Here is an 11488-nt window from a genome sequence, read left to right as displayed (position 1 = left end):
GCTCTTTCATTTCAATAATATTTTGGGCGTAAAACTACAGACAGTCAATCAATCTGGAAATATGTGGTTGGTCGGGCGGATACTTATCATCCATACCTGATCAGTCAATAGGAACGATCTTCGGGAACTCTTATCCGTCTTTGTAAAAAATCCAGTAATTGATATTTTTTCGACAGCGATCTCCTCGTTCGATCGCTTCCAGAAGAGTTTGCTGCTAAGCGGAAAACTTATAGTTGTAGTCTTCAACAACTCCCCGCTACTTTCCAGATCGTCCGAAAATGCCCTCAGGTATGTGCCAAAAGGAATCACCCTCCCATAAGAATCGTGCAGGTTGGCATAGTACATCGCCATTATTTCTGCTTCACCAGCAATAGTTATGCTGCCGAAATCAATGCTCGTAACATTCGCACGCGAAACCATCATATTGATATGAGTATCCAGGGTTCCAATTTCGAACGTCTTTTTGAAATCCGCGTCATCTTCCCCGGCCTCCCTTAGTTCGACAAGTTTTATCCCTTTGTATTCAGCAAAGGTTATTGTATCTCTAGTAAATCCAGTTTTAGAAACAATAATGCCACTAGCTATACCTGAATCGAGCATGGTTTCCGAAAGCTTCATAACAATATCCTTGTTTACTTTTTTCTTCAAGTATTTGCATTCGATTGCCGTGAGCAATTTTCGCTCACCTTCAAACTGTTCAGTCAGCACGTCTACCTGATGCTCCACCCCGGATTTCCCTTTTACCTTACATTTGCGTCCATAATCTTTGACTTTAATCCCATACTGAGCACCGAGTGCCTCATAGATGTATTTGGTGATAGCTTCATATTCCTCCCAGTTGAGCTCGTTTTTATCGGACATAATTTTCAGATTGATGTTTCAGCACTATCGCGTTGTTGTAAATTCTTCCATTTCGACTTTACTACTGCTTTATCTGGGTGGGTTTATTTTTTCAACAGCTAGTAAAACTAATCCGATCAATAAAGAAATTGTTGTTAAAAAGCCCACGGAATAAAATGCCCAAGACGTATCCCAAATATCTTCCATAGACAAAAAATAAAGCAATAAATAGTAATATGATAATATGAAGGAGTAAAACAAAAAAACACTACTATATGATATACGTTTCTTTCGCTTTTTCAGGATTGCTAAAAGCAATCCTAAAAGGGCCGGTATTAAAAAAGTTGCTATGTTATAAGACATCTTATTCAATATTCTAACAACTAATGGGCATTGGCCTGCCATAAACGGATGATAATGCGTCTTGATTGGCTTGACTTTAAAGCGCTGAAATGACAATCAATAATCTTAAAATCTAACCTTCAATTGCCTAAACAACTCGATCGTGTTTACGCACCTCACTCCAAAAGGCGCGCAGGCATCAGGTATTTTTATTTTTTTCTTGCTTTCGGGCTGGCTGATCTCATGAGTCACGATGATACGGTGATCTACATCGGCCAGTGCATAGGCCACCAGCCACGCGTCCGCTTCATCAGCATGGAGAAACTCATCTAATGCAGATGATGTGTAGTGGCCCCTCCTACTATCGGCCCATTGGACAACTCGTATATAATGCTGGATAACGGTTTGGCTGTCGTTGAAGAATCCTTTGGCTAAATTAGTTTCACACCACTCCGTAAGCTCGTCTTTATTTTTCACAATCTCGTTCTTCACCTTATCGATACTGATAATCCGACCAGCGACCGCTAAATCCATTACCCGATCCCAAAAACTAGGCACGACATCAAGTGGATAGTACATGCGATGGGCTTGTATGAAAAAATTACTGTCGACAATGTAGGTATCCATTAGGTTCTGGTCAGGTGTTCGGTGACAAAGGTTTGGTAAGTCTTACCGCTTAGGCCGGTAAGTTTGTAAGCATCCCGATAAAGCAACTTATCGGTTTTGACGGCGCTATCCACATAGGCCGCAAACGTAGGGCTTACCCGTTTGCGAGCCGTGTAGTAAAAATTTCCGCCGGACTCCTGCCCTTGCTTCTTAGCGGCGAACTCGGCCATATAAGTATTATAAACGTGGAAGAAGGCAGCTCTACTAATCAGGCCCAAATCTAATGCTCTGCGGGCAATAACGATTTTACTAACCTTGAATTTGGCGGCTAACTTTCGGATATCGGCAATGCCGGTCCAATGAACGCGCAATAGTGCCTCCGGCACCAGAAATTCAGCTGCTACCTGGTCGCAAAGTTGTTCGGTCGGATCATCAGAAGGCATCAGTTGTCGAAAATCAAAACCCGCGCTCCGTCCAAGCCAAACGTGCGCAAGCTCATGCACAATTGTAAAAAGCTGAGCAGCCTTGGCGTCTGCACCGTTCACGAACATAAAGGGCACATACTCGTCGACCATTACAAAGCCCCGGCATTCTTCAACCGGGATTACACGATGCGTATTATTACCTACTATGCCGTTAAATACGACAATGATACCAATTTCTTCAATTTTTCTCACCAGGGTATCTAAGGCGTCTTCCCAGGTAGGACAACCGCTAGTCCAACTAACTTCGAGACCAAGCGTGGCACGGATATCCTGAACGACAGCCATAGGGTTAGTCTGGCTATTGAAACGGCCGACATAGGGTAACGGTTTATTATCCAGTTCCTGTAAGTACTCAATTAACCATTGCTGCCGACGTTGTAGGTCAATGATAGTATCGTAAACATTAAGGTTAACCCGGTTTGTTCCTTCTATACGGCCTGTACGGAAAAAAGGAAAGCTAATGGTTTCGTTGGGCGGTTTTGGAAGGAAAAGGTATCCAAAAGGTAGGTATACTTTATTGGAAAAATCCTCCAATTGCTTTACCGTGGGCTGCTTTGCTCCGCTGAGCCAATCGCTAATACGGGGGTACTTCTCTGCAAATTCGGGCAATTCATAACCAGCACGAGCAATCGCCCAGGTTAGCATATCATTATTTACGGAAATGTTTACAGCCATCATACAAAAATAGCCAAATACTTGTTAAAGAATGATCTTTCCTTTTAAAAAGTTGATAAACGCGGTACAGGAGACAAGCATAAATTTAGCGTCTTCAAAATCAATATCCGCGTCGTTTTCCAATAGTGAATGCCTGATTCCCCCAGCATCGCTGGTATAGCCATACAAGCCTTTAATTGCTGTTTTCAACGAGCCATGTAATTTATGTTTCCGTTCTATTATTGCAATAGCCGTTCCAAGAGTAGCCTTATCATCCTCAGCAATTATCTTGCAAAATGCCTCAACTGCAGAAATTGATTCTTTTATCGAATTGCGGTAATCAGGTTCAGTACGATCTGACAAAAAGTTCAATGCAGCGTGAAGGTGGGTATTTACGGATTTATAATGGTCGGTCGACGAAATGGCCTCTTCTATTGATTGAATTTCTTCCTCAGAATTCACCCTAACGACCAATTTATCGACGATCCGGTAAGCAGCAACTTCAAGACGAAGGGCTTTGTTGCAATCCTCTATAAACTCATCGCGAAATTCGAAACCACCGGAATTAATTAAATATTCAATAAAATCGTAAACCTCAAACCAATGAGCATCACTAAACCAATCTCCTAAGTATTCCACTGCTTTGCGCGGCGAAAGTTTCCCTTGGATAGTAGGTATGTCACTGATTTTTAAATTTAAAAAATCCTTCCAAACTTTCTTAAAGAAGTATTCCTGATAAGAGACGCTGATTTTTTCAAAAGCCAGGTATATGATGTTCCATAGACGGTTCCTCAGATCATCGTCAATGTCGTCAACCTGAAAAATTGTTCTTATTGATTTCTTTCCTATTCGTTGCGAAAAGCGCATATTCACTTATTTTCAATCTCTTATATACATTTCAATTATTTCCGGTTCTCTTGATATAAAATCTTCGAAACTCAATTCCTGATTGAAAGTTTTTTTTGTGTGTTTTTTTGTCTCCTTAATAAACTTTTTAGGCTCAATAATCTCAAAGACATAGGAAGTAAAATATCGTTGTAGAATTTTGGCATGATCTCGATAGCGAACAGCATCTTCCTTTTTAAAGAGCCGATGCGAATAAACTAAAAAATCTAACACAAGATTTCTGTAACCTTGATATGCTAACGGCTTTTCCTTGCCGAATCCATCACCCTTATCGATATTAGGAAAAAAGAATCTTCCCACTTCTATTTGAGCCGATAACTTGCATAGAAGCTTGTACTTATCCTCTTTACCGTCTTTGTCATAAATCACCTTTCGTAATGTTGATAATATAAGTGTGGTTTCAGAGAACCAATCAAGTACTTCCCTTCGGTATTGACTCGTTAACTCATATCTTTTAGAATTTGTAAGAAAGGCATAGATAAAGGCCAATAAAGATACTAGAAGAGAGCCAAAGGCTATAATTTCTGTTATATTCATGTGATTACTTTATTACGGTTTACACACCTTACACACCCCGTACCCATTCTTAACCGCCTCTTTCTTCGTCGTCTTGATCTGGCTTTTGTTCAGATACCGGCACCCTGCCTTGTGGTACTTCTCCCCCGATTTGGTGATGTACACCGTGGCATCCTTTTGCTCGGCGACTGTATAAGCTACCACCCTACCCTGCACATCCGTAGCCGCGGGCAGCAATAGCCCGAAGACGAGAAAAAGGTAAAGGATACGCATACGCATGATGGTTGGTGTTGGTTTCTTTATTAACGGTTTGCGGTTAGTGAATTCGGTTATTGATTATATGGTATTATTGATTTATCAATTGCTTTTCTTAAGCCTATTGGCTTATAATGGTCATTATAACATGCAAGGTAAAACATCGGATTGAGAATTACAAATTTTGATTACCCAAAGGTAACCTGAGGAATGGTGAGGACATTACGGGAACCCGGAAGGTTGGTGGGTGATTAAAAATTATTTGTAAGTCAATACTGGGTTTACTATATTTGTTAGCAAACAATATAAACTCAGAGCCAATAACCTATGGAAAAGACAGATGTCGGGGTACTGAAACCCGAAGCCATCCAAAGCAAGATATTCACGATCAGAGGCGTACAGGTAATGATTGACCGGGATTTAGCGGAATTGTACGGGGTGGAAACTAAGGCTTTGAATCAGGCTGTTAAAAGGAACCCGGAACGTTTTCCTAAACATTATTGTTTTCAACTAACGAATTTGGAACGAGACGAGGTGGTCACAAATTGTGACCACCTTTCGAATTTAAGATTTTCATATCAAATGCCATATGCATTTACGGAATTCGGAGTTAGCATGTTGGCCTCTGTACTTCGGGGCGAAACAGCGGCAAAAATCAGTATTCAAATCATTGATAGCTTCGTTTCCATGCGCAGGTTCCTGTATGAAAATGCAGCAATTTTCCAACGTTTGGACACGCTGGAAAGAAAACAGTTAGAAACAGATGGCAAACACCTTCGCCCCATACCCATTCTTTAGAATACACACACGCATATTGATCCATTTGCATCCTAAAAACTTAAGTCCTATCTTTGTTAAACAACAGAATAAGCGATGGCAACACTCACGGTAAATATTGAGGACCAAGGAGCTGAGCTAAAAGTACGTGCGCTCTTGGATAAATTGGGATTGAATTATTCTATCAATATGGATAATACATCCTACAATTGGTGGGAGGATGAGCTGTTGGTGGAGGAACTGGATAGGCGCTCGGAAGATTTAAAATCCGGCAGGGATAAAGGTGTTTCCTTTGCCGAAGTAAAGCAGCGTCTACACTCCAAATAAGAAACGCATCAGCCTGAACCGTGCCCAATACCGTTATTATATCTTCACTCGCTGAAAAGGAATTGCAGGATTCCTTTGATTGGTATGAAGAGCAACGGATCGGGTTGGGTAAGCGATTCCTAAACCAAATTGAGGCCTCAATAGCTGCGGTAGCTAATAATCCGAAGTCATATCCGGTAAAAGTCGGCCCTTACCGTCAGTATGTGGTATCGACATTTCCTTTTGTAATTGTTTACGAATACATCGCCGAAGGGGAACTTGTATATATTCTACATATATTCCATGCAAGCCAGAATCCTGTTAAAAAATTAAGGACGAAATAAATTCCGTGCTTATTCGTAATGTCGTCCATGCTATAGGTCTGGCATCGGACCATATTAGGTTTAACCAATTCCGTGACGCAGTCGAACAGCATCGGCCATAGAAGCAGCTAATGTATCCAATATTACAAATGAACGTGAATCAGCCGACACTTCAATAATGCAAACCGTACCACTACTGGAAAAGCCTCCGGTACAAAGATAAATACCCGGGTTTTGCGCAGGCCTCCGACGCTATTAACACGATATACTTTTTCCGATCCAACTCCCGAGCATGGCATAACGTTAAATATTAAAAAGCCGCTCCTGGCGGTTATCCCAAAAACAGATCACCGTTACAATACGGCCATCATCCATCGGCCAGATTTATTACCGGTACTTTCGTATCGGCCTCGAACGAAATAGAGTAGCTGGATTTTTCGTCTTTCGTATTGTCTGTCCGGTAGTTGATTTTAAAATCTTTCAGTTCCGATAGTTCGGAAATATTCCCCCGTTGGGTAAATATGTTTCCGGTCATCACTCCGTAGTCGCCCAGCTTCACGGGGAATCCGGGCTCCCATACGCCATACAATACTTTCTGATTTTTCTTTACGGCATCCGAGTAAACCCGGGCAATTGAATTTGACATGATTAGTTCTTTTAGGTAAATACGTGATTAATTGATCTTGGTATAAAAGTAGGTGGTTGAAGCTGCTGTGGAATACTCAGTATTGGGTATTTTTTGGGGTGTATGGGTGGGGGTAAATTGTTGGCGAGGTTGATTGTAAACAAAAAAGCCACCGCAAGCGGTGGCTATGTTCGGTTATAAGGAAAGTTATTTGTCTTTTTTCTGGAGGTCCGCGCGGACTTTCTCAACGAAATTGACAGATACGGATGCCAATTCCGCTATTTTTTCGTCGTGAAAATTGGTATTGAATAATAAGTTCTTTACAAATAGATAACTCGCCTCTTCTTTCCCTTCTCGTCTTACGGTATCAAACGCATTCTGCGTATCTCTCTTAGCCTTTAAACTTGCTTCGTATGCCATACGTTCCTCCTTTTTTAACTTTGCCACCTCCGATATCTTAAAAATCAACTGGAAAACCCGCTTATCCAGAAATGTCGGCACCTTATCCAGTGTGCTCATGTGCTTCAACAGATACATCCACTTGTCCATATCCGTGAGCAGATCATCCTCTTCTTTTACAAAGTTAGGTAATTCCAAAAACTTAAAACCCAACTTATTGTAAAAAGGTTTGCAGGTGTCCTTGTCCATTAGGGCGATGTCGTGAAAGTAACGGTCGGCTGCCCCGGCATCCATGCTGAATTCCAAAATGCCGATGAGATACACTTCCGGAAGCTCGTAACTGTTGGTTTCTCTCCCCTTCCGCAGCAGCCGCTGGATAAGTCGCGATACGTAAAACAGTGCCCGGTCCTTGAAATGATCCTGCCGGATGCGCTGCATCTCCACAATGAAATATTCGCCGTTGTCGCCCCGGCAGTGCAGGTCGAAAATGACGCGCTTATCCGTAACGTCGTCCCCGTCGTATTCATTGGGCGCATACGTTAGATCAATGATGTGTTTCTCGCCCTGGAACAGGTCGTTCAGGAATTCCACCAGAATTTCTTTGTTGGGCTCCTGCCCGAAGAGACGGCGGAAGCCCCAGTCGGTGAGCGGATCAATAAATTTCCCGATCCGGGGTTGTTTGGGTTGTTGGTTTTCCATAATCCAGTTTTGATTGGTTATGGGCAAAGATAGGGAAGATTAACGATGAATACTATTATTTTTAGTCAATTCCGCAATTAGGAAACCCATAGCCAATTCAAATTTTCGGTTACCGGATGGAAACCAATGGTTCAAATTTAAGATCTTCGATTCCTCCTTCCTCCATCAATGTTCTCTCTCGATCACTTGCAACTAACAAAGGTCTTGCATACCTAACCACTGAATTCTACCCCTACGTTAGGTTTATGATCAATTTTTGATGGTCGCAAGAGTGCAGCAGCAATTTATTCTTTTAATTGCATTACTTCTTTCACCTATTGACGGGTCCCTTCTTTAGGTAATGTCTTAAGCAGGTCTTTGGCGGGCACTTCTTTAATTTCACCATCACGTTTGATTACGAGACTTTCCCCATTGGCAGCCGATTCTTCTACCAACTTCCGCAACGCTTTCCGCAGTCCGTACAACACTTTATCTGAGAACGATGTTGATGAAGGTGTATTTATTGGCATAATGTTAAATATTAAAAAGCGGCTCCTGGCGGTTATCCCAAAAACAGATCACCGTTACCATACGGCCATCGCGCTCGCCCCAACGTTCCATTAGTTGTGATGATAATGAATCGTAGGTATCTTCCGCCTCGGGAGTAAAGCTGAGCGTATATTGCATTAGGTTGGTTTAGTTTCGGTTTAAGCTTGCTTGCTGACTTTACCGTTTCAAAAAATGTTTCTCTTTGAACTCCTCCAGTCCGATGGTCTTGCCTTGGGCAGCTTGCTTCATTCCTTTATCGATGCTAGCCTTCACATGATCTGGCAACGTACTGGACTGCGGTTCGAAAGGAACCTTCAATGCCTTCAAAACTGATTTGACGGTCTTGAGTTGCTCAGCATTTTCCGGATGAATCATAATCGCTTCCATATTCGTTTGCTTTATCACAAAGTTACGAAAATTAAAATCTTATTTTCCGATTGATCTAATTTTCTCCGTACAGAGCCGCTTGACAATTTCTTTCATCTAAGTAGCTTTGCAATCAATTCCTTTGCTTCTGTCCGCTAAATATGTGCGAGACCGCCATTTTGCCTAAAATGAATGTTTCTTGCTGGATGAGCCGCGATCAATGATGTGTTTCTCGCCCTGGAACAGGTCGTTTTGATTGGCTCCCGAGCAACAAGCTAATCTCTTAAAATAATTGCTATACTTCAATATTTTCGTAAATTATATCCCGTTATTTTGTCGTCGAGTACGAACCTTATAAACATGACACTTCAAACATTACCTTTTAGTACACTCATTGCAGTTGACAGACGGTCCACAACTCCTATATTCAGGCAGGTCGCAAACAGCTTGATAGAATTGATCAAAAGTGGAAAAATAAAACCTGGTTATCAATTGCCAGCAAGTCGGGATATGGCGTCAATGCTAAAATTAAACCGTACAACGGTAGTTGCTGCTTATGAGGAATTGCAAGCTCAGGGTTGGTTTGAAGTGATAGAACGGAGGGGCAACTTCGTTGCGCGACAGTTGCCTGTAATGAACCCGAAATCGTTCGGGGTGAGCTCCTCAGATAAATCCTTATCACAGGAGCAAGAGATCTTTTACCGACAGGTTGCTGCTCGCCAACCGGTAACAAGGCAGCTAAAACCTTACCAGTTGATGATTAATGATGGTTATCCTGATGCGAGAATTGCGCCGTTAGATTTGATAATCGATCGGTACAAATTTTTGTCAAAAAGAACGAATATCCACAGTAAATTATTAGCCGACGGCTCGCACGGAAGCAATTCGTTGAGAACGGAACTTGCGTTGTTTTTGTCGAAAACCAGGGCTTTGAATATCACTCCTGAGCAAGTTTTGGTGACCCACGGGGCACAATTAGCTATTTCTGTTGCTGCAAGTATGATTCTACGGCCCGGCAGTACCGTTATTGTCGGCGACGTAAACTATGTTTTAGCTGATAGACTTTTTGAGCAGTTGGGTGCTAAGCTTATAAAGGTTAAAGTTGATCAAGATGGCATTGATGTCGATGCAATTGAGAGCATCTGTAAACAATCAAAGCCTAGCCTCTTGTACATTATTCCCCACCACCATCACCCGACGACTGTCACACTCAATGCTGAAAGGCGAGTCAAACTTTTAGATATCATTCGCCGTTACCGTCTTCCTGTAATCGAAGATGATTACGACTATGATTTTCACTATGAAAATGCACCGATATTACCCTTAGCCAGTGCAGAACACGATGGCTATGTTCTTTACGTTGGATCAATTTCTAAAACATTGGCTCCAACGATCAGGCTGGGGTATTTGATTGGAGGAGAGAATTTCATATGGCAGGCAGCTAAACTCAAACAGGTACTGGATATTCGGGGCGACGTACTATTTGAAGAATCTGTTGCCCACCTTTTCGATATGGGTGAAATGCAAAGACATCTGCGACGATCGGTAAAGCTGTACAAGAAGAGGCGGGATGAGTTCTGCGAGATTTTAAGTGCTTCTATTGGAAATGTTGCCAAATTCAATTATCCAAAAGGAGGAATGGCGGTTTGGACCTTATTTGATCCCGAATATTCCATACCCCACCTCTCCGAAAGGCTAGCCAACCGCGGTATTTATATGAACGATGGAAGCCTTCACAAATACAGAATTGATGTCAACGGAATAAGGTTTGGTTTTGCTTCCTTGAATTCAAACGAAATGGAAACTTTCGGCCAAGCCCTTAAAGAATCTATATAAGCTCCCTATTATGTTCTTTTCCAGTCATCGAACCTTATCTTACCCGGATAGAACTCGCCAGAGGGAACTAGGCCTGATTTTGAAATGCTTTGGAACATGTATTTGTCGTCCTGATTAGATACTACAACTTTATCTTCACCTTTCGCCTTCAAATAGCTTTCCACGAAATCGCTCATCAAGCCGCGGTCAGGTCCGGCTATCTCCACTATCTTGTTTTTGGGTTGCTCCAAAGCGAACCTTACCACATAATTTACCACGTCCTGCAACGCTATCGGCTGATAGTCAATTGTCGAGACGTGGACGTTCCGGCCTTCACCCTGAACAGCGATAATGGTTCCTATATGCTCATGGAATTGGGTCGAGCGGATGATAGTATAAGGTATGCCGGATTCGACTAAGGCATCTTCCTGATACTTTTTTGCTTGCAGGTATCCTATATGTTGTGCCCGATCTGTTCCGACAATAGAAAGTACCAGATGATGCTTGATATGCGCAAGCTTCTCTGCCCCAATGAGGTGTTTAGCGGCCGTACGAAAAAAATCTAAAGCGATTTGATCATCTGGTGATTTTGAATTGGAAAGATCAATTACAATTTCGGTTCCATCCAAAGCTTCTTTAAGACCTTCTCCCGTCAAGATATCAATGCCGGCTGAGGGTGCTCCTACGATTACCTCATTACCCATAATTTCCAATTTTTCACACACTCCCTTGCCGACCTGGCCGCTTCCTCCGATTACTAAAATTTTCATGATTAAACTATTTAATAAAACTTGTTGAAATAAAAACAGATTCCATTTATCAATGCGAGCTACCGTCTTATTGATTTACAAAAAAAGAGATAAAATAGACGACGATGACCATCCACTATTCAGATTTGCGGCAGTCCAGGTCCTAACATTAGTGTTCGAACTTGGGTAAATTGTTGGTGGGGTTGGTTGTAAACAAAAAGAGGCTGTCTCAAAAGTAATTTCTTGAGGCAGCCTTTTTGTTTCTGCAAGTTTGTTATTCCGGCGTTTTCCACAATA

Annotated in this window: 16 protein-coding genes; 4 read left to right on the top strand and 12 right to left on the bottom strand. The window is 42.0% G+C overall.

The window, feature by feature from the left end; genetic code table 11:
- Positions 1 to 48 precede the first annotated feature (48 nt).
- The 6 genes from IEX60_RS24550 to IEX60_RS24525 all read right to left on the bottom strand — a co-directional run bounded on the left by IEX60_RS24550 (position 49) and on the right by IEX60_RS24525 (position 4628).
- Entirely contained in the window at positions 49 to 861 is an 813-nt protein-coding gene (locus tag IEX60_RS24550) for a restriction endonuclease (protein ID WP_188754040.1), read from the bottom strand.
- A gap of 447 nt (positions 862 to 1308) precedes the next feature.
- Entirely contained in the window at positions 1309 to 1809 is a 501-nt protein-coding gene (locus IEX60_RS24545; RefSeq protein WP_188754039.1) for a DUF4411 family protein, read from the bottom strand.
- Positions 1809 to 2951, bottom strand: a complete 1143-nt coding sequence (locus IEX60_RS24540; protein WP_229717783.1) for an ImmA/IrrE family metallo-endopeptidase — start codon at positions 2949 to 2951, stop codon at positions 1809 to 1811. The genes IEX60_RS24545 and IEX60_RS24540 overlap by 1 nt, the downstream gene beginning before the upstream one ends.
- A gap of 21 nt (positions 2952 to 2972) precedes the next feature.
- Positions 2973 to 3794, bottom strand: a complete 822-nt coding sequence (locus tag IEX60_RS24535) for an AbiJ-NTD4 domain-containing protein (protein ID WP_188754038.1) — start codon at positions 3792 to 3794, stop codon at positions 2973 to 2975.
- A gap of 12 nt (positions 3795 to 3806) precedes the next feature.
- Positions 3807 to 4370: a hypothetical protein gene (locus IEX60_RS24530; protein ID WP_188754037.1), complete on the bottom strand. Its 564-nt coding sequence runs from the start codon at positions 4368 to 4370 to the stop codon at positions 3807 to 3809.
- A gap of 12 nt (positions 4371 to 4382) precedes the next feature.
- Positions 4383 to 4628 (bottom strand): hypothetical protein, encoded by a 246-nt coding sequence (locus IEX60_RS24525; RefSeq protein WP_188754036.1) that lies wholly within the window; start codon positions 4626 to 4628, stop codon positions 4383 to 4385.
- A gap of 303 nt (positions 4629 to 4931) precedes the next feature.
- Here IEX60_RS24525 and IEX60_RS24520 point away from each other — a divergent pair, with 303 nt between their 5' ends.
- The 3 genes from IEX60_RS24520 to IEX60_RS24510 all read left to right on the top strand — a co-directional run bounded on the left by IEX60_RS24520 (position 4932) and on the right by IEX60_RS24510 (position 6031).
- Complete coding sequence (locus tag IEX60_RS24520) at positions 4932 to 5402, top strand: ORF6N domain-containing protein (protein ID WP_188754035.1); 471 nt, start codon at positions 4932 to 4934, stop codon at positions 5400 to 5402.
- A 75-nt stretch (positions 5403 to 5477) separates the two neighbouring features.
- Positions 5478 to 5708 (top strand): hypothetical protein, encoded by a 231-nt coding sequence (locus IEX60_RS24515; RefSeq protein ID WP_188754034.1) that lies wholly within the window; start codon positions 5478 to 5480, stop codon positions 5706 to 5708.
- A gap of 20 nt (positions 5709 to 5728) precedes the next feature.
- Positions 5729 to 6031, top strand: coding sequence for a type II toxin-antitoxin system RelE/ParE family toxin (locus IEX60_RS24510; RefSeq protein ID WP_188754033.1), 303 nt, complete (start codon positions 5729 to 5731; stop codon positions 6029 to 6031).
- Positions 6032 to 6377: 346 nt separating this feature from the next.
- Here the strand turns inward: IEX60_RS24510 and IEX60_RS24505 are convergent, their stop codons facing one another.
- From IEX60_RS24505 to IEX60_RS24485, 5 genes are all read right to left on the bottom strand, one after another.
- Entirely contained in the window at positions 6378 to 6656 is a 279-nt protein-coding gene (locus tag IEX60_RS24505; protein WP_188754032.1) for a hypothetical protein, read from the bottom strand.
- Between the two features lie 186 nt (positions 6657 to 6842).
- A complete protein-coding gene (locus IEX60_RS24500; RefSeq protein ID WP_188754031.1) occupies positions 6843 to 7733 on the bottom strand; it encodes an Rpn family recombination-promoting nuclease/putative transposase in 891 nt (296 codons plus the stop codon).
- 314 nt (positions 7734 to 8047) lie between these two features.
- Positions 8048 to 8242 carry a DUF8506 family protein gene (locus IEX60_RS24495; RefSeq protein ID WP_090626486.1) on the bottom strand — a complete coding sequence of 65 codons (195 nt, stop codon included), beginning with the start codon at positions 8240 to 8242 and terminating at the stop codon, positions 8048 to 8050.
- 4 nt (positions 8243 to 8246) lie between these two features.
- Positions 8247 to 8399 carry a hypothetical protein gene (locus IEX60_RS24490; RefSeq protein WP_188754030.1) on the bottom strand — a complete coding sequence of 51 codons (153 nt, stop codon included), beginning with the start codon at positions 8397 to 8399 and terminating at the stop codon, positions 8247 to 8249.
- A 39-nt stretch (positions 8400 to 8438) separates the two neighbouring features.
- Complete coding sequence (locus IEX60_RS24485; protein ID WP_188754029.1) at positions 8439 to 8648, bottom strand: DUF2683 family protein; 210 nt, start codon at positions 8646 to 8648, stop codon at positions 8439 to 8441.
- A 339-nt stretch (positions 8649 to 8987) separates the two neighbouring features.
- Here IEX60_RS24485 and IEX60_RS24480 point away from each other — a divergent pair, with 339 nt between their 5' ends.
- Positions 8988 to 10463: an aminotransferase-like domain-containing protein gene (locus IEX60_RS24480; RefSeq protein WP_262892338.1), complete on the top strand. Its 1476-nt coding sequence runs from the start codon at positions 8988 to 8990 to the stop codon at positions 10461 to 10463.
- A gap of 8 nt (positions 10464 to 10471) precedes the next feature.
- Here IEX60_RS24480 and IEX60_RS24475 read toward each other — a convergent pair whose 3' ends face one another.
- Entirely contained in the window at positions 10472 to 11212 is a 741-nt protein-coding gene (locus IEX60_RS24475; RefSeq protein ID WP_188754027.1) for an SDR family oxidoreductase, read from the bottom strand.
- Between the last annotated feature and the right edge of the window lie 276 nt (positions 11213 to 11488).

Source organism: Parapedobacter defluvii (assembly GCF_014642075.1).
Classification (GTDB): domain Bacteria; phylum Bacteroidota; class Bacteroidia; order Sphingobacteriales; family Sphingobacteriaceae; genus Parapedobacter; species Parapedobacter defluvii.
Note: the sequence above shows the minus strand (reverse complement) of the source record. Positions and strands in the feature narration are given on the sequence as shown.